Source organism: Granulicella sibirica, from assembly GCF_004115155.1.
Taxonomy (GTDB): Bacteria; Acidobacteriota; Terriglobia; order Terriglobales; family Acidobacteriaceae; genus Edaphobacter; species Edaphobacter sibiricus.
Map to the genome: position 1 here is coordinate 1,418,158 of NZ_RDSM01000001.1, position 17,670 is coordinate 1,435,827.

Consider the following 17,670-nt stretch of genomic DNA (forward strand, 5'->3'; position numbering starts at 1 on the left):
AGCTGGTGAAGGAGACAACCATGAACCGCGAACGCATGCTTGCCAAAGTGAAAGACCGCACCGAACCGTGGGATATCGTCGTCATCGGCGGGGGCGCTACGGGAGCTGGAGTCGCTGTCGACGCCGCTTCGCGTGGGTACGATGTGCTGCTCGTTGAGCGGGAAGACTTTGGCAAGGGGACTTCGAGCCGGAGCACGAAACTTGTGCATGGGGGCGTTCGTTACCTTGAGCAGGGGAACGTCTCGCTTGTGATGGAGGCGCTGAAGGAGCGTGGCTTGCTGCGGCAGAATGCTCCTCACCTGGTTCACGATCTCCAGTTTGTGGTGCCGAACTACTCGTGGTGGGAGGCACCGTTCTACGGGATCGGGCTCAAGGTCTACGACTTGCTCGCGGGGAAGTACGGGTTCGGGAAGTCGAAGATTCTTTCGCGCGAAGACACGCTCCAGAGGCTTCCCACGCTGCAGCAGGACGGGCTGCGCGGGGGTGTCGTCTACCACGATGGGCAGTTCGATGACACGCGCCTGCTCACGCACATTCTGGCTACGGCCGTTGATCAAGGCGCGACCGTGCTGAACTATGCGTCGGCAGTTGAGGTACTCAAGGGAGACGACGGGTTCGTAAAGGGCGTCGTCGTCGAAGAGCGCGAGAGCGGCGAAAAGCTCAACCTGGCGGCTAAGGTCGTCGTCAATGCCACGGGCATCTTTACCGACGAGGTTCGGCGCATGGCGCAGCCCGAAGTGAAGAGTATGGTAAGCCCGAGCCAGGGGATTCACCTCGTCTTCGAGTCCTCCTTTCTGCGAGCGGGTGCCGCCATCATGGTTCCGCATACGAGTGACGGGCGCGTGATGTTCGCCATTCCGTGGCATGGACATACCGTCGTGGGCACCACCGACACCCCGATCGCCGCGCCCTCCTACGAGCCGCTTCCGCTCGAAGAAGAGATTCAGTTCATCCTCGACACGGCGAAGCTCTACCTGAGCCGTCCGCCGCAGCGTGAGGACATCCTGAGCATCTACGTCGGAATTCGGCCTCTGGTGAAGGCGGCTGGATCGGACGCGAGCAAAACCTCCGCTCTGTCGCGCGACCACACGATCCACATCGACGACTCGGGCCTTCTGACCATCGTTGGCGGGAAGTGGACGACCTATCGTCACATGGCCGAGGACGCGGTGAACCACGCGGCGACGCTTGGCGACCTGAAGGAGTCACCGTGCGTGACCTTCAACCTGCACATTCACGGCTTCTATGAGCATCCGGAGACGCTTGGGTGGCTCGGGGTGTACGGATCGGATGCAGCGAAGATCAAGGCCCTTGCCGACTCCAATCCGGATCTCTACCACAGGCTTCACCCGGATCTCCCCTACATCGCGGCCGAGGTGGTATGGGCCGCGCGGGAAGAGATGGCTCGCACGGTCGATGATGTGCTTGCGCGACGCACTCGTGCTCTGCTGCTGAATGCCAAGGCGGCGATCGCCATGGCGCCCGAGGTTGCGCGTATCCTTGCCGCTGAGCTACAACGGGACGGCGCGTGGGCGGAGGAGCAAGTCGCTTCCTTCACAGCGCTTGCTGCCCAATACGTCGCGGGGCCAGCACCACAGAAGGTCTGAAAGGGTACGAACCATGTTGCGAAATCCCGTCATGGGCGAGTTCATGGGGACCTTCATCATGATGGTCCTCGGTAATGGCGTCGTTGCCGCCTGCGTCCTCAAACGCACCAAGGCCGAGGGGTCGGGGTGGCTTGCCATCACGACGGGGTGGGCGTTCGCGGTCCTGTGTGGGATCTTCGCGGGGAACCTCTTCGGTAGTCCCGACGCGTTCCTCAACCCGGCGATCGCCATCGCTTTTGCGATCAAGCTTGGGGACTTCTCGCATGTCGTCCCGTTCGTTGCCGCTGAGGTCGCGGGTGCGTTCCTTGGCGCAGTGTCCGTATGGCTCTTTTATCTTCCGCACTGGGCGGTTACGGAGAGTCAGGACGACAAGCGTGGATCGTTCTGCACAGGCCCCGCCATCCGTTCGTTTGGCTCGAACTTCTTCTGCGAGATCTTCGCCACATTTGTCCTTGTGCTCGTGGTCGGGGCGATCGGATCGAAGCTCGTGCTGAGCGCGGGGCCTGCTCCGGGCGTTTCGCCGTTCCTGGTTGGGTGCCTGGTGTGGTCGGTAGGTTTGTCACTGGGCGCGACGACGGGGTATGCAATCAATCCGGCACGGGATTTCGGTCCGCGCCTGGCGCATGCTCTTTTGCCGATCGCCGGCAAGGGCTACTCCGACTGGTCGTACGCCTGGATCCCGGTGGCGGGGCCGATCATCGGGGCGAGTTTGGCGGCTTTCGTTCTGCGAGCGCTGGGAGCTTAGGGTTCGGAACGCCTGTTCTTGCGGTTCTTCCACCACGCGCCGACGTCCGGGGCGAACTCTAGGCCGACACTTCCGAGCGCTCCCTCCAGCATGACGACGGAGGAGTTCACCAGCGTCAGGCCCACGCCGCGTTCGTTCGCCGGATAGTAGGCGTTCGAGATCGCCCCGGCGGTAAAGCTTCCCAGGATGTTCGAAGCGTTCACCTGGGTCAACCCGTTGTCGCCTCGGCAGATAAATGGAGCTGACAGAGCGTGCCGGACCCGCGAGCTGATCGAACCGGTTCCCTGCCGGAAAAAGCGTGGATCCTGGTGCAGGAGGATAGGAAAGACCGCACCGGACAGCATCGTCCCGTCGGTCACGTCGGCGTAGTTCCCCCCGGTCCGCTTGGCGAAGCCACCCGGACCCCAGCCATATCCGGGGTGCGTGTCCGTCAGCTCGCTTGCTCCCGCAAGAACCACCGCTCCGACGATGTTGAAGGGGTCGACGGCGTTATGCACGGCCAGATCGAGCTTCTGACCGCTGGAGAGAGGCATCGCAAGGCCGCTGATGACGGTATTGAAGTTCGGAACGACAGTGAGGATGCGCTGCTGCTCCTCAGCCTTCAGTTCTTGCGCCGCGATCGAGTGGATCCACTCGCGGCGCTCGGCCTCTGTCTCATGGGCGTAGACGGTGACCGTGGTATCGATCTGGGGCGGGGCCGAGAGAGCGTCGGGTAGCGCCGGTTGAGACTGGGCCTGCCCGTGGAGCGGAAACGCAAGACACGCTGCCACGGCGAACAGGAGCACGCCGGTACAGGGCCGAAAAGCCATCGTTTATGGGATGGCTTGACGCCGTTCCTGGTTGGTCAGATACGGTTTAGGAGGTCGCCAACACCGAGGCCGCGCGCTCCGAGTGACCGGAGATCTCACCTGCGCGAATCTCGGCGTAACCTGCCGCGCCTAGGAGTGCGCAGGTGTCGTCGAGGATGATGCGGACCGGAATGCCTTGGAGAATTCCCTCCATGCGGCCCTTGTCGACGAACGCCTTCATGAAGACGCCGTTCTGGAGCGTCTTGAGGATCTTCGGAGCGATGCCTCCACCGAGATAGATTCCGCCTGCCGCGAGAATCTTGAGAGCCACGTTGCCGGCCTCCGCCCCGTACGATCCGGCAAAGATCCGCAGTGTTTCGGCGCAGAGTTCGGATGAACCGTCTTCGGCGGACTGACCGATGACCGCGTTCGGATCTTCGTGCTCCATCCGCTCACGCAGCCAGGCGGGCTCTTCTATCTTCTGGTCGTCCTTAAGGAACGCGTAAACGTTCTTGATGCCGATGCCGGAGACGACACGCTCGGTAGAAACGCGTCCGTTCAGGGTTCGGCGCAGGTATTGCAGCAGTGCGATCTCCTGGTCGTCACGCGGTGCGAAGTCGACGTGCCCACCTTCGGACGGGATGGGCGTGTGGCGCTTGTCTCCGTCCCAGATCAGCAGGGCTTCCCCGAGGCCGGTTCCGGCCGAGACGAGCCCACGGTGCCCGACCGAGGTCGGGTCCGCTTGGTGCAGGGTGAAGATCGACTCGGGAGCAAGCTCGGGAATGCCGTAGCCGTTGGCTTCGAGATCGTTGATCAGGAAGATGTGCTCTATCTTCAGCGAAGCCTGCAGGTCGCGGGAATCGAGCGTCCAGGGCAGGTTTGTCAACTTGAGGCGGCCATTCTTGACTGGACCGGGACATCCAAAGCACGCCGCGACGACCTGCTTGCGAGACGCGTCATCATCCTTGAAGAAATCATTGACGATCTCGTCCAACGTCGCGAAATCGTGCGCCGGATACTTATGGTCGCGAACGGGTTTGAGACGGCCGTTCGCGAATTCGTAGAGCGCGAGATGAACCTTGGTTCCGCCGACATCGCCTGCGAGAATCATGCGTTTTGAGCTCCAGAGGTGCCAGTGATGTTACTTGAGCTCCAGGGTTCCAATTGCGGGAGACTTCTCGTCGGACGCCGGTAAGGGCGCGGGAAGATATTCCGCAACGGCCTTATCGATCAGGAGCGTCAGCTTGCCGCTCGCCGGACGAATGATTTGCGAGGGGTAGGTCTCGGGCTGATAGGGGCCCGTGAAGACCTCGTTCAACAGCTTGGCCTTGGCCGAGCCTTCGATCAGAAAGGCCACATCTCGGCTTTGATTGATGACCGGCCAGGTGAGCGTAACGCGCCAGGTGTCCTTCTGCGGAACGTGGTTTGCGATCGCGAGGCGTGAGATCTCGTTAAGCCCTTCGGTGTGCGGGAAGAGCGAGGCGGTGTGGCCGTCGTCTCCCATGCCGAGGAAGAGAAGATCGAAGGTCGGGGTCTCGGCGCCTTCAAGCTTGAAGCTGTTGCGCAGGTCGGACTCATACTTCGACGCAGCGACCTCAGGATCCAGTTCGCCCTCGATGCGGTGTACCTGCGCCGGGGGGAGCGGCACGAAGTCCAGGAGGTTTTCGCGGGTCATGCGGTAGTTGGAGTCGCTGTCGGTCGGGGGAACCGTGCGCTCGTCAACGAAGAAGAGGTCGATCTTGTCCCAGGGGGTCTCGGTCAGGTATGGATACTTTGGATCGGCGAGGATCTTGAACATGGTCTTCGGCGTACTCCCGCCGGAGATGGCAATGCGAACACGGCCACGGGCCTGCGAGACCTGACTCGCCGTCTCGGAAAAGAGCAGGGCTCCCGCCTCGGCCGTAGCGATCGACGTGGGGTAGACCTTATAAGTGAGCGTAACGGGACGTGGCATCTGCTTCCAATCCTTCCAGGTGATCAAACACTTCGCGAGCCTTTGGCTCCCTCATCGAAGCGGTAGAAGTGAGCGTAACTCAAACGGACTGCCTTCCGGAAGCGCCGATAGGAGGATGCGTGGGCAGCCGAAGAGAGTCATAACGCCAAAACAGACCGGGGAGACCGGAACCATCCGATCTCCCCAGGCAAGTAGTACCGTCCTAGAGTTTGCGCCACTTCCGGCCGTCGGCCTTCAGCAGGGCATCCGAGGTTGCCGGACCCCAGGACCCGGCAGGGTAGTTGGGAAGGTCGCTGAGCGGCGTTTTCTTCCAGTTTTCGAGGATGGGCGTGATGAGCGCCCAGGTGGCTTCGACACCGTCACGATGGGCGAACAGCGTCGCGTCCCCGAGCATGGCGTCGAGCAGAAGGCGTTCGTAGCCGTTGTTCGACGAAGGCCCGAAGGCGTCCGCGTAGCTGAAGTCCATGTCAACCGCGCTGATGTCCATCGATGGACCAGGCACCTTGGCGCCAAAGCGCAGGGTGATGCCATCATCCGGCTGGATGCGCATCGAGATGAAATTCGGCTCGATGTGCTCGGACGTTCCCTCTTTCTTGAAGAGGCGAAGCGGCGGCTGCTTGAACATGATGGTGATCTCGGTGAGTCGCTTCGTCATCCGCTTACCGGCGCGAATGTAGAACGGAACACCCGCCCAGCGCCAGTTCTCGATCTCAAGTTTGAGCGCGGCATACGTCTCGGTCTGCGAGGTCGGGCTCACGCGGTCTTCCTCGCGATAGCCGGCCGCTGGCTTTCCATTGATCGTCGACGGACCGTACTGACCGCGGATCGCATGCTCCGGCGCGATCGGCTGGATCGCCCGCCATACCTTCACTTTCTCCGCGCGAACAGCTGATGCCTCGAACGAGACCGGAGGCTCCATCGCGATGAAGCTGAGAACTTCCATGACGTGGTTCTGGACGACGTCGCGCAGCGCACCGGCGCCTTCGTAGAATGGCCCGCGGCCTTCAATGCCGATCGACTCCGCCGCGGTGATCTCGACGTGGTCGATATAGTTGCGGTTCCAGACATTCTCGAAGATCGAATTCGCGAACCGGAAGACCAGGATGTTCTGAACCGTCTCCTTGCCGAGATAGTGATCGATGCGGAAGATCTGGTCCTCATCGAACACCTTGTTGACCTCGTCGTTGAGGGCGCGAGCGCTCTCAAGGTCGTGGCCGAAGGGCTTCTCGATGATGGTACGCACCCAGGTCCTGTCGCTCGTCGGCTTCGACATGCCGTGCTCACCGAGCAGCTTGATGATGTCAGAGAAGTACTCGGGAGCGGTCGCGAGATAGAACAACCGATTGCCCTTGGTGCCGAACTTCTCGTCGATACCGGAGAGGACGGCCTTGAGCGAGTCGTATCCCTTGGGATCGTCGAAGTTCATCGCGTGATAGGAGACCTTCGAGATGAACGGATCGAGCTTCGGATCGTCCTTCTCGACGCCGCCGCCGGCGATGACGCCTTCCTTCATATCAGGCGGAAAACTCTGCTCGAGCGGACGGCGCGCAACGCCGACTACCGCGATCTCGGACGGAAGCAGGTTCCCCTGCTCGAGGTGGTAGAGCGCTGGCAGAAGCTTACGCTTGGTGAGATCTCCGGATGCCCCGAAGATGACGACGATACAAGGATCCGGCTTGCGCTCTGGAGCGGCCGGTGGCGGCGGGGTGACGGAGATTTCGGTGTTTGTCATATCTGCTTCCTTTCGAATGCTACAGGCTACGCGGCGACGCCATAGTCTGCGAGTGAAGTGCGAAGTTGCTCGGAGGAATCGAAGCGGATGGCACGCATGCCGAGCGCAACGGCTGCCTCGCAGTTCTCCTGTTTATCGTCGATAAACAGGGCGGACTGCGCGGGAAGGCCGGAGATCTCGACGGCGGCGCGGTAGATGTCGGGGTGCGGCTTCATCACGTGGACATAGCCCGAGCAGATGAAGTAGTCGAAACAGGGTCGAAGCGCGAACGCATCCAGACGATGATCGTTGAGTTCGCGCGACTCGTTGTTGAGGGTGGCCTGGCGGTAGCGTCCGCTGTCCTTGAGAGACTTGAGGATCTCGAACGAGCCAGGGTGAAGGATCGCACTCTCCGCGCAGACGCGCGGCCAGAGGTCCTCGAAGGTGAAGGAGCGGGGGTGAACAAAGAGCGTCTGATCGAAGAAGGTTCGCGCCGAGGAAAGCCCGCGTTCCCAGTAAAAATTTGCCGCCTCATGCCGTGATTCGTAGTCCGGGAGATCGACACCAAGACCACCAAGAACCCGGGCACGCTGGTGGCGATCCCACCCGTTGGTGAGAAGCACGCCCCCGATATCCCAGAAGATCGTTCGAATGGAACTCACTCGCCCTCCGGGAAGTCCGCGCCGATGGTGAGCGACTCCCATTGATCGAGTTCCTGCTTCCATCCGTCGAGACGCGTGCGGAAACGCGTCAACGCGATCTTTCCAAGCAGAAGATGAAGCGGCGGTTTTTCGGCGCCAACGACATCAAGGATCGCCTGCACGGCCTTCGCCGGGTCGCCCGGCTGCTTGCCTGCCTGGTCGTGGAAGTACTCGCGCGTCTTCCCTGCGGTCGGGTCGTAGTCCGGAATCCTTGCCTCTGCCTCGACGCCGGAACGTCCCAGGAAGTCCGTGCGAAATGGGCCTGGCTCAATAATCGTAACGGCGATGCCAAGGGGCTTCAACTCAGCTGCGAGCGCCTCCGAGAAGCCTTCTACCGCGAACTTGCTCGCGTTGTAGAATCCCCAGCCGGGCGACCCGATGAGACCGCCGATCGACGAGAGGTTCACGACGTGTCCGGACTTCTGCGCTCGCAGGTACGGAAGAACAGCACGGGTGAGTCGGATGAGCCCAAAGACGTTCGTCTCGAAGACCGGCATGTATTCGGCTTCGGTTGCCTCTTCGATGGCTCCGGCGAGGCCGTATCCGGCATTGTTGACGAGCACATCCACGCGGCCGAACTTCGTGATCGCACCAACCACCGCATTCTCGATCGAAGCAGCGCTGGTGACGTCGAGCGGAAGCACGAGGGCCGTCTGCGGAAATTCGTCTGCAAGCTCGGCGATCTGTTCCGGCTTCCTCGCCGTCGCGACCACCTTGTCTCCGCGCCGCAGAGCCCGCTCGGCAAGGTCGCGGCCAAAGCCCGTCGAGGACCCCGTGATGAACCAGACGCGTTGGTTCTTCGATTCAGTCATGATTCTTTCGATGCGACAGGGCCGGTTTTCGGTGCGGAACGGAGTACGTAACAAAGGCTGATCGAGTCAACGATCAGTCCTGCTCGTACTCCCAATCATCTTCCGGATCGGGTGGAACGCTATCTTCATATGTGGCCTGGAGCGATGTGTTGCGCTCGCCCGGGGCCGGAGTGTCGGTCAGCTTCTTGACCATCTCTTTCTCACTCGTGACCATCATGTCTCCTGCGATGTTGCGGGAGGACGGCCCGTCCAGCCTAAGTGCCGGACCGCCCTCCCCGTTGTGTCGCCTACTTCTTGACCAGGCCCTTCGCCACCTCGACCACATGCGCGGCCGAGATGCCCAGCTTGTCCTGCACCAGCGGAGCCGGAGCCGACGCACCAAACCGGTCGAGGCCGATTACCGCGCCATGACGCCCGATGTACTTGTACCAGCCCATGGTCGCGCCCGCTTCGAGTGCGATCTTCGGCACGTCGTGCGGGAACAGGGAGCTGATGTACTCCTCACCGGCTTCTTCGAGCAGTTTGAAGCTGGGCATTGAGATGACGGTCGCCAGGATACCGGCTTCCTTCAGCTCCAGCGCCGCCTTCATGATCATCGCCACTTCAGAGCCAGCCGCGACCAGGATGACGTCCTTGCCGAACGACTCAAGCACATAAGCGCCCTTGCGGGTTCCTTCGAGCACTTTGTACTTCACCGCGTCGAGCACAGGGAGATCCTGCCGCGAGAGTGCCATGAAGCTCGCCGACTTGCGCTCAAGCGCAAGCTGCCAGCAAGCAGCGGTCTCGTTCGCATCCGCCGGTCGGAAGTCGGTGAGCTGCGGAATGGCGCGGAGGCTCATCAACTGTTCGATCGGCTGGTGCGTCGGTCCGTCTTCGCCGAGGCCGATGGTGTCGTGCGTGAAGATGTACAGCGAGTGGCAGCTCATCAGGCCGCCCATGCGCAGCGCCGAACGGCAGTAGTCGGAGAAGGTGAAAAAGGTTGAGCCGAAGGGGATCAACCCGCCATGCGCCGCAATCCCGTTCACCGCAGCCATCATGCCGAACTCACGCACGCCCCAGAACACATTCTTCCCCTTCGGGTCGACGTGGAAGCTGGGGGAATCCTTGAAGATGGTCTTCGTCGACGAGGTAAGATCAGCCGCGCCGCCGAACAACTCCGGAACCGCCTTTTCGATAGCGTTCATGACCACCTGCCCAGCGTTGCGAGTCGCAACTGGCTTGTCCGGCGGGAAGACGGGAATTGCTTTCTCCCAGCCTTCGGTCATCTTCGATGAGAAACAGCGTTCGTACTGCGAGCCAAGCTCCGGGTAGGCCTTCTTGAACGCTTCGAACTTCTCCTGCCACTCAGCCTGGGCCTTGGCGCCCTTGGTTTTGGCCTCGCCCCAGTGCTTCGCAGCCTCTTCCGGAACATAGAAGGCCTTGTCCTCAGGGAAGCCGAGGTTCTTCTTGGTGGCCTTCGTCGCTTCCGGTCCGAGCGCTTCGCCGTGAACTTTGTTCGTGCCCGCCTTGGGGCTGCCGTAGCCGATCACCGTGCGAACCCGGATCAGCGAGGGCTTCGTCGTCTCGGCCTTGGCCGCGAGGATGGCCTTCTCGATGCCTTCGAGGTCGTTGCCGTCATGCACCATCTGCACATGCCAGCCGTAGGAGTGGAAGCGCTCGGTGACATCCTCGGTGTAGCTCAGCTCGGTAGGTCCATCGAGCGAGATCAGGTTGTCGTCGTACAGCAGGATGAGCTTGCCCAGGCCGAGGGTTCCAGCGAGCGAACAGCTCTCGTGCGAGATGCCTTCCATTAGGCAGCCATCGCCGCAGAGCACGTAGGTGTAATGGTCGACCGGCGTGTGGTTCTCGTGGTTGTAGATCGCCGCAGTATGCTTCTCGGCGATGGCGAGGCCAACAGCCATCGCGATTCCCTGCCCGAGAGGACCGGTGGTGACCTCGACGCCCGGCGTCTCGCCATATTCCGGGTGTCCCGGGGTGTGCGAACCCCACTGGCGGAACTTCGCAAGCTGCTCGATCGGCAGGTTATAACCCGCGAGGTGTAGTACTCCATAGAGAAGCGCGGAGGCGTGGCCGTTCGAAAGAACGAACCGGTCGCGATCGGACCAAAGCGGATCCAGCGGGTTGTACTTCATCAGCTTGTGGTAGAGCAGATAGGCGATGGGCGCGCAGCCGAGGGGGGCGCCAGGATGACCGGACTTCGCCGATTCTACGGCGTCGACGGCGAGAAATCGGAGGGTGTTGATCGCTACCTGTTCAAGTTCCAGTACGCTCGTGTCGCTCATTTGATCCTCTAATCCTTCTGATCGTGACGTTGTCTTCTCTTACGTTGCTTTCGTTCTCTTCAGTTTGCCTGATCCCGCTTCACTCGATCTCGGAACAGCCGTGACGAACGTTGACCCAATGCGCCATCTCTTCGGAGCTCTTGCGGGAGGGCCTTTCCTTCCGCGCGTCACAACAGTGTACAAGCGGTCACCGCGAATGCGATTGTCGATGCCTGACCGATTCCATGGGCCTATGAAGAAATTTCGATAAATCGGAGCCCGGTATCAGGTCTTCTTCCTAGATCGCTTCGCCGCGGGCTTTGGCGTCGAAGCGGTTTCGGACGCGTCTTCCACGACATCCACCGCTGCGTCTTCGCTTTCGATCTCGGCCGGTGCGCTTACCGGGGCCGGGGCTGGGACGTTAGGGGTAACGATGGCCACGTCGTAGTTGCGGCCGACCCAGCGACCCTGCTCCGGATATTCCAGTGAGAACGAGATGGTAACGCCAACCTGGTCGATTCCGGTAGGAATATCTGCCTGGAAAAAATTCGCGCTGATCCTGGTCGAATCGAGGCTCTGGGTATTGCCCCAGTTGTCGATCGTCCAGACCAGCCGGAACTTCTCGTGATCGCTGATGCGCAGCGTCTGTCCAGCCGGAACGGTAGACACAATGCGCGTGGTGCGGAAAATCTCCGTGTTGTTGGAGAACGTCCGGTCCGCGGGAGCCTTGGCGTAGCGCTCCTCGACGACGGAGATCGTGTCGAACACCTTACCGTCCGCGACCGACCGCAGGAGCTTCAGGTATTCGGCGTGCGCCCAGACCAGGGGCTGCGCGGAACCGGCCGAGAAACCGAGGAACATGCCTTCTTCTGGCATATCGGCGTGATCCCATACCTGCTCCGGCATCATGCCGCCGATCGAGGAGAACTTTTCGTAGGCCGTGATGAACGGCTTCACATCATGGCCGGCAGCAAGCTCGTAGTGGGCGCGTTCGCCGCCAAGCAGGGGCCACGCGCGTCCCTGTCCCCAGCCGCCGTACGGGCCGCCGTCTTTGCGCTGGCCGTAGCCGTCGTGGTTGTAGCGGCGCCAGCAGTCGCCGTTGGGCGTCTCGATCTTCAGGGTATGGTCGATCACCTTCAGCGAATCGACCATCAGCGGATCGTCCGCCCGGCGAATCCCATAACGGACCAGTTCGAGGAAGCCAGCGTCGACGACTTCACGGGCTTCGAAGGTGTTCTTCTCGCCTGGGCCGCGATTCGCGATGACCAATGAGCCCACAGGAATCGTGTCGTTGTGGAACGGCTCCCCAGGAGCCGGAGGCGTGATGCGGACATAGTGCCGTTTGATGTCCGGGTGCAGAATACCCTCGGTAGTCGTCGTCCACTCGTCGAGATGCGCTTCCAGCCAGTCGGCATACCCCTCGAAGGCGTTGGCGGTATCCGCCTTTCCGCCAGCCCGTGCGAGGTCCGCGGCGCAAACCAGACCCGAGATCACAGCAGCCAGGGTGGACGGCGAGTATCCCGAGTTCTCCTCCCAGCGCTCCTGTTGCGTCACCGGGGCGTACTTGCACAGGAACGCAGCCGCAGCTTCCACAAATGGCAGCACGTCGAAGTTTCCGAGGCCATCGACCTTCCAGAGACGCCATGCCAGGATGATCGGAAAGGCCACTTCGTCGAGCTGTATTCCCGACCAGTAGGCCGTTCCGTCTATCCAGAAATTCTGCGCGAAGCCGCCGTTTGCCTGTTGCGTGCAGGCCAGATAGACGAGCGCGCGGCGAGCCGTATCGATGCGTCCGCACGCCAGGAGCGAGGTTGCCGACTGCACCATGTCGCGCGTCCACACCAGGTGGTATCCGCCAAGATCGTCGTCCGACTTTGAGGCTCCCCACGGAACCGAGGCCGAGGCGATGAACGCCCCGGAGTACGTCTTGTCCTCATGAGTCAGCACGATATCGTGGCTGATGCGCATAAGCCTTCCACCGTCGGTCGAGTACGCGCCCAGGCGCGCCGGCGAAGCAGCCCGGTGCCACTGTTCAATGAAGCGCTTTGAGTGCAGCTCGTAGGGCGTCGAAAGCGTCTGCATCATTCCGGCGAGAGCGGCATGGTGGCCATCTCCGAAGGCGATCGCGATCGTGAAATGAGGCGTGTGCCCGCAGTTGATCTCGCCCATCACGGCCAGGTTGCCGTTTAGCGCCTGCCCGAACTCCCAGGCCATCTTCCCGTTCCGATTCAGATCCTGATAACCGTCGCTCGACCCCACGTACCCGCACGACGACCGGCTGAAGCCGCAATCCGCGCCCATCGCCAGCGAGACGTTATTCTTCCACGCTACGATGCATCGCTGGCCCGCCACGCGGATGGACCGCGCCGAGTTCCCTGCTCCGCCTCCGTCGAGATGCGGCGCCAAAAGTGCATAGCACTTCAGCTTCGCCAACACTTCCGGCTTGGCTTCGATCTTCACGTTCATCAGGACAACCGGGTGATGCGGGTCCGAAATGAACTCCTTCGTAACTTTGTACAGGCCACCCGCGGCATGCCCCGTCACTCGCACCGCTGGCGCGTCCGGGTCGATGTAGCTGAAGTCGTACATGAAATCGCGTTTTTCTTCGTGGACGAAGGTCTCGCCATCCGTGAACAGCAGTTCCATGTCGCGTGTCTGCGGGCGATCGATGGTGGGATAGTACATCTCGTTCAAGGTTCCGTGCGAGAGGGTGAACCACACCCGGCTGGACGCCGCATACGCCGTCGCTACAGCGTCTTTCCGGCTGGACGTCCAGCGCGGCTCAAGGCCCGGACCTCCGAAGGCATGTCCTTGATCGTTGAGCCAATGGTACGCAGATTCGAGGTCGCTCATTTGGAATCATTAGAACGCAAAACCCGGCTGCGTGGGAGCCGCCATGTGCTATTTGCGGACAAATGTTGCGCCTGGGATATGATGCTGAGGCTGGATCAACTTGGGCGGTTTTCGCCCTTGGCTACATGCTGCATCGCGGCGCACGGAGATGGCATCGAAGTAAGCGTGACCGCCCGGCGAACCGCGACCCGGGCCCCTACCGTTTCACGATACGAGGAGAACGCGACATGGCTTTTGAACTTCCCCCCCTGCCTTACGCTTACGACGCTCTTGAGCCCTACATCGACGAAGCAACGATGAAGCTTCACCACGACAAGCACCACCAGACCTACGTCACCAACCTGAACGGTGCCATCGAGAAACATCCCGAGCTCGGCTCCAAGTCGCCCGAAGAGCTCATCAAGGATCTCGCCTCGATCCCCGAGGACGTGCGTCCAGTCGTGAAGAACAACGGCGGCGGCCACGTCAACCACACCATGTTCTGGCAGATTATGAAGCCAGGCGGCGGCGGCACTCCGACCGGCGAGATCGCCGACCAGATCAACGCCGACTTCGGCGACTTCGAGACCTTCAAAAAGACCTTCAACGAAACCACCGCAAAGCAGTTCGGCTCCGGCTGGGGATGGCTCGTGTTCGATGGCGGCAAGCTCAAGATCGTCACCACACCGAACCAGGACAACCCGATCTCGACCGGGCTGTTCCCCATCCTCGGCAACGACGTCTGGGAGCACGCCTACTACCTCAAGTACCAGAACAAGCGCCCGGACTACCTCGCCGCCTGGTGGAGCACCGTCAACTGGGAAGAGGTCAACAAGCGCTTCGCTACCGCCAAGAAGTAAGCATTCAGCAAGAAAGGGCCACCCTGGATGGGGTGGCCCTTCTGCTTTGGTGCAACGCCGAAAGCTTATTCGCCCGAGCTGCTCTGGCTCCGCTTGGGGCGCCGATTTGCCTGGAGAACCTTCTTGCGCATCCGCAGGCTCTTCGGCGTGATCTCCACAAGTTCGTCCTCGGCAATAAATTCGATCGACTGCTCGAGCGTCAACTGCTTGAACGGAACGAGGCGCACCGCGTCATCCGAGCCCGACGCACGCATGTTCGTCAGCTTCTTCTCGCGAACCGCATTGACATCGAGATCGTTGTCGCGCGAGTGCTCGCCCACAAGCATCCCTTCGTAGACTTCAACGCCATCCCCAAGGAACAGCACGCCGCGTTCCTGGATCATGTCCAGCGCGTACATCGTGGTCGTTCCCTGGCGATCCGAGATCAGCGCGCCCGACGGCCTCTGCGGAATATCGCCCTGGTACGGAATGTAGTCGCCCGAGATCGAGTTCATGACGATCGTTCCACGCGTCTCGGTCAGCATCTCGTTGCGCAGACCGATCAGGCCGCGCGAAGGCACCTTGAACTCCATGCGGACGCGTCCCGAGCCGTGATTGGCCATCTTGACCATCTCGCCTTTTCTCGGTCCAAGCCGCTCGATCACCGTTCCGACGAAGTTCTCGGGAATATCGATCGTCAGGATTTCCGAAGGCTCCATCAGCTCCCCGTCGATGCGCTTGGTCACGATCTGCGGACGCGAGACCATGATCTCGAACCCTTCGCGACGCATCATCTCCATCAGCACCGAGAGCTGCAGCTCGCCACGCCCAAGCACCTTGAAGGTCTCCGGAGAGCCGGTGTCTTCAACGCGGATGCTGACGTTGGTCAGAAGCTCGCGGTCGAGACGCTCCTTGATGTTGCGGCTGGTGACGAACTTCCCTTCGCGACCCGCGAACGGCGAGTTGTTCACCGAGAAGTTGATCGCAATCGTCGGCTCGTCGATTTTGATCAGCGGCAGCGGCTCAGGATTCTCGATCGAGCAGAATGTCTCGCCGATTGTGATCCCCGGAACTCCGGCAATCGCGACGATATCTCCAAGCACCGTCTCCGTCGTATCCGTCCGCTTCAGCCCGTCGAAGCTGAACAGCTTCGTGATCTTCACGTTCTGCATCGTACCGTCGGTTTTCGAAACCGCGACTTCCTGGCCGGTCTTAAGGGTACCGTTGAACACGCGTCCGATCGCGAGTCGGCCAAGATAATCCGAGTAATCGAGGTTCGTCACGAGAATCTGCAGCGTGCCGTCCGGATCGCCCGTCGCCGCCGGAATGGTCTTCACGATGAGATCAAACAGAGGCTGAAGATCAGTCCCGGGCGTCGCAAGATCCATCGTCGCGGTTCCGGCCTTGCCGTTCGTGTAGATGATCGGGAACTCAAGCACGCTCTCATCGGCGTCGAGATCGATGAACAGGTCATAGACCTCGTTCACCACTTCCTGCGGGCGCGCATCAGGACGATCGATCTTGTTAATGACAAGAATCGGAGTCAGCTTCGCTTCGAGAGCCTTCGACAGCACGTAGCGCGTCTGTGGCAAAGGACCTTCCGAAGCGTCGACCAGCAGCACAACGCCGTCGACCATCTTCAACGCACGCTCAACCTCACCGCCGAAGTCGGCGTGGCCCGGAGTGTCGACGATGTTGATCTTCGCGTCCTTATAGTGGATCGCGGTGTTCTTGGCGAGAATCGTGATCCCGCGCTCTTTTTCCAGGTCGTTCGAGTCCATGACACGGTCGGTCACCGCCTCATTCGTGCGGAAGGTGCCGGACTGACGAAGCATCGCATCGACCAGCGTGGTCTTGCCGTGGTCAACGTGGGCGATAATGGCGATGTTGAAGATAGGGGCGATCGTGGGATTGCTCACTGCGGATGTGTGTCCTTTGGGTGGGCGCTAGGAGAAAAAATGCGCGTCGACTCCTAGTTTAGCAGGGCGACCCCATCGCCTTCCGTGAAAACACGCCACATCGCCCGATGCGGCCCTCATCAGTGCTCCAGAGCGTAGTACCCGGACCGGATCACCACGCGGTCCACTCGGTCCGACCCCATCCACTCGATCCGGTGAAACGTCCCATCCCACTTCAACTCCGTGGGCCGGTAGACGATCCTATATTGATTACGAAGATCTGCCTCGATCATTTCCAAATCCTCATCGACTTCGGCCTCCGAAGCGTCACTGAAAAACACCCGCCCACCCGTCTCCGCTGCAAGTTCGGCCAGCGTTGCCGGCCCGGTCGAACTGGTCTTCGGCTTGGCGTGGAAGGCGTAAATTGCGGTATTCGCCTTCTGGCAGGTACCCACCACCTGCTTCAGCGTCGCGAAGCTCGCCGTATCCTCTCCATCGGAGAACAGCAGGATGAAGTTCTCGCTGCCGTCATGTTCGAGCGAACCAATCTCAATGCGACAGATATGCTCCAGCGTATCGAATAGCGCCGTACCGCCTCGGGGGTTGACCCCACCCATGGCCCGCTGTTTGACCCCTGCGGCGAGCAAGCTTGCATCACTCGTCCACGGCTGAACGATCTCCGCCTGGTAGCCGAAGTCCATCACAAGCGCTCGGTCTGTCTTCTGTCTGAGCACACGCTGCGCGTACCTCGTGGAGATCGCCCGATCAGTCGCAAGCTCCCCAAGCATTGATCCACTTGTGTCCATCAGGATCGCCGCGCGAATTGGAAAGTCCTTCAGATACTGGAAACGAAGAATCCTCCGAGGGGGCTTGCCGTTATCCAGAAGCCGGACCTCATCCAGCTTCAGATCATTGATGGGCAGACCTTGGGAATCAGCCACGTGAAACGTTACGCTCACCTCATCGACAGCGACCTTGAGCCGGTAACTCCCTGCAGCGCGATCCGGTTGATTCGGAACCTGTGCGCAGAGGCACCGAAGAGGAATGAGCGAGAGAAGCAAGGTCCGCCAGATCACACTCCCACTCTAAATCTGCCGCGAATAAGAGTTACTTGACGCCACATCCTGTACGCCATACAGTGTGTTCAGCACAGTATGACTTCAGCCCTCCAACCCGACCTCTTCGACTCCCTCAAGCTCGAACTCAGGCGTGGCTGCCTCATCCTTGCCGTGCTCGCGCAACTCAAGCAGGAGCACTACGGCTACACCCTCCGCAAGGCTCTCGCCGACGAAGGACTCGCCATCGAGGAAAGCACCCTCTACCCACTGCTCCGCAGGCTCGAAACCCAGGGCCTCCTCACCAGCGAGTGGCGCGAAGAAGAAAAACGAAATAAGCGCTTCTACCGCCTCTCCCCCGCCGGCGAAACCATCCTGACCGATCTTCTTGCCGAGTGGAACGGAATCAACCGGGCCCTGCACGGAATCCTGAACCGCACATCCCACACCCAAAAAGTGAGCTAACC

At 60.9% G+C, this 17,670-nt stretch carries 15 protein-coding genes; 4 read left to right on the top strand and 11 right to left on the bottom strand.

The window, feature by feature from the left end:
• Nucleotides 1-20 precede the first annotated feature (20 nt).
• On the top strand, nucleotides 21-1,607 hold the full coding sequence (locus GRAN_RS05940) for a glycerol-3-phosphate dehydrogenase/oxidase (protein WP_128912031.1): 1,587 nt from the start codon (nucleotides 21-23) through the stop codon (nucleotides 1,605-1,607).
• Nucleotides 1,608-1,620: 13 nt separating this feature from the next.
• Nucleotides 1,621-2,352, top strand: coding sequence for an MIP/aquaporin family protein (locus GRAN_RS05945; protein WP_192897975.1), 732 nt, complete (start codon nucleotides 1,621-1,623; stop codon nucleotides 2,350-2,352).
• Here the strand turns inward: GRAN_RS05945 and GRAN_RS05950 are convergent.
• From GRAN_RS05950 to GRAN_RS05985, 9 genes are all read right to left on the bottom strand, one after another.
• A complete protein-coding gene (locus GRAN_RS05950) occupies nucleotides 2,349-3,161 on the bottom strand; it encodes a hypothetical protein (RefSeq protein ID WP_128912032.1) in 813 nt (270 codons plus the stop codon). The two genes, GRAN_RS05945 and GRAN_RS05950, sit on opposite strands and share 4 nt — an antisense overlap.
• 46 nt (nucleotides 3,162-3,207) lie before the next feature.
• Entirely contained in the window at nucleotides 3,208-4,251 is a 1,044-nt protein-coding gene (glk, locus tag GRAN_RS05955) for a glucokinase (protein ID WP_128912033.1), read from the bottom strand.
• Nucleotides 4,252-4,281: 30 nt separating this feature from the next.
• Complete coding sequence (gene pgl / locus GRAN_RS05960; RefSeq protein WP_128912034.1) at nucleotides 4,282-5,094, bottom strand: 6-phosphogluconolactonase; 813 nt, start codon at nucleotides 5,092-5,094, stop codon at nucleotides 4,282-4,284.
• A gap of 202 nt (nucleotides 5,095-5,296) precedes the next feature.
• A complete protein-coding gene (gene zwf, locus GRAN_RS05965) occupies nucleotides 5,297-6,826 on the bottom strand; it encodes a glucose-6-phosphate dehydrogenase (protein ID WP_128912035.1) in 1,530 nt (509 codons plus the stop codon).
• 26 nt (nucleotides 6,827-6,852) lie between these two features.
• A complete protein-coding gene (locus tag GRAN_RS05970; RefSeq protein ID WP_241654358.1) occupies nucleotides 6,853-7,467 on the bottom strand; it encodes an HAD family hydrolase in 615 nt (204 codons plus the stop codon).
• Nucleotides 7,464-8,318, bottom strand: coding sequence for an oxidoreductase (locus GRAN_RS05975; protein ID WP_128912037.1), 855 nt, complete (start codon nucleotides 8,316-8,318; stop codon nucleotides 7,464-7,466). The genes GRAN_RS05970 and GRAN_RS05975 overlap by 4 nt, the downstream gene beginning before the upstream one ends.
• Nucleotides 8,319-8,391: 73 nt before the next feature.
• Nucleotides 8,392-8,535 carry a hypothetical protein gene (locus tag GRAN_RS25400; protein WP_161570862.1) on the bottom strand — a complete coding sequence of 48 codons (144 nt, stop codon included), beginning with the start codon at nucleotides 8,533-8,535 and terminating at the stop codon, nucleotides 8,392-8,394.
• A 70-nt stretch (nucleotides 8,536-8,605) separates the two neighbouring features.
• Entirely contained in the window at nucleotides 8,606-10,600 is a 1,995-nt protein-coding gene (tkt, locus tag GRAN_RS05980; protein WP_128912038.1) for a transketolase, read from the bottom strand.
• A gap of 264 nt (nucleotides 10,601-10,864) precedes the next feature.
• Nucleotides 10,865-13,432, bottom strand: a complete 2,568-nt coding sequence (locus GRAN_RS05985) for a glycoside hydrolase family 15 protein (RefSeq protein WP_128912039.1) — start codon at nucleotides 13,430-13,432, stop codon at nucleotides 10,865-10,867.
• 227 nt (nucleotides 13,433-13,659) lie between these two features.
• On the opposite strand from GRAN_RS05985, the gene GRAN_RS05990 reads away from it, so the two are divergent.
• A complete protein-coding gene (locus tag GRAN_RS05990; RefSeq protein ID WP_128912040.1) occupies nucleotides 13,660-14,271 on the top strand; it encodes a superoxide dismutase in 612 nt (203 codons plus the stop codon).
• Between the two features lie 65 nt (nucleotides 14,272-14,336).
• On the opposite strand, the gene typA is transcribed toward GRAN_RS05990, so the two are convergent.
• Nucleotides 14,337-16,169 carry a translational GTPase TypA gene (gene typA, locus GRAN_RS05995; protein ID WP_128912041.1) on the bottom strand — a complete coding sequence of 611 codons (1,833 nt, stop codon included), beginning with the start codon at nucleotides 16,167-16,169 and terminating at the stop codon, nucleotides 14,337-14,339.
• 119 nt (nucleotides 16,170-16,288) lie between these two features.
• Nucleotides 16,289-17,224, bottom strand: coding sequence for a VWA domain-containing protein (locus tag GRAN_RS06000; protein WP_128912042.1), 936 nt, complete (start codon nucleotides 17,222-17,224; stop codon nucleotides 16,289-16,291).
• A gap of 78 nt (nucleotides 17,225-17,302) precedes the next feature.
• Between GRAN_RS06000 and GRAN_RS06005 the strand changes: the two genes are divergently transcribed.
• On the top strand, nucleotides 17,303-17,668 hold the full coding sequence (locus GRAN_RS06005; protein WP_128912043.1) for a PadR family transcriptional regulator: 366 nt from the start codon (nucleotides 17,303-17,305) through the stop codon (nucleotides 17,666-17,668).
• The last annotated feature ends 2 nt before the right edge of the window (nucleotides 17,669-17,670 follow it).

Excerpts from the sequence above, each read along its gene's own strand:
- GRAN_RS05940 (WP_128912031.1), top strand. The coding sequence starts at position 21 with ATGAACCGCGAACGCATGCTTGCCAAAGTGAAAGACCGCACCGAACCG.
- GRAN_RS05945 (WP_192897975.1), top strand. The coding sequence starts at position 1,621 with ATGTTGCGAAATCCCGTCATGGGCGAGTTCATGGGGACCTTCATCATG.
- GRAN_RS05950 (WP_128912032.1), bottom strand. The coding sequence starts at position 3,161 with ATGGCTTTTCGGCCCTGTACCGGCGTGCTCCTGTTCGCCGTGGCAGCG.
- glk (WP_128912033.1), bottom strand. The coding sequence starts at position 4,251 with ATGATTCTCGCAGGCGATGTCGGCGGAACCAAGGTTCATCTCGCGCTC.
- pgl (WP_128912034.1), bottom strand. The coding sequence starts at position 5,094 with ATGCCACGTCCCGTTACGCTCACTTATAAGGTCTACCCCACGTCGATC.
- zwf (WP_128912035.1), bottom strand. The coding sequence starts at position 6,826 with ATGACAAACACCGAAATCTCCGTCACCCCGCCGCCACCGGCCGCTCCA.
- GRAN_RS05975 (WP_128912037.1), bottom strand. The coding sequence starts at position 8,318 with ATGACTGAATCGAAGAACCAACGCGTCTGGTTCATCACGGGGTCCTCG.
- GRAN_RS25400 (WP_161570862.1), bottom strand. The coding sequence starts at position 8,535 with ATGATGGTCACGAGTGAGAAAGAGATGGTCAAGAAGCTGACCGACACT.
- tkt (WP_128912038.1), bottom strand. The coding sequence starts at position 10,600 with ATGAGCGACACGAGCGTACTGGAACTTGAACAGGTAGCGATCAACACC.
- GRAN_RS05985 (WP_128912039.1), bottom strand. The coding sequence starts at position 13,432 with ATGAGCGACCTCGAATCTGCGTACCATTGGCTCAACGATCAAGGACAT.
- GRAN_RS05990 (WP_128912040.1), top strand. The coding sequence starts at position 13,660 with ATGGCTTTTGAACTTCCCCCCCTGCCTTACGCTTACGACGCTCTTGAG.
- GRAN_RS06005 (WP_128912043.1), top strand. The coding sequence starts at position 17,303 with ATGACTTCAGCCCTCCAACCCGACCTCTTCGACTCCCTCAAGCTCGAA.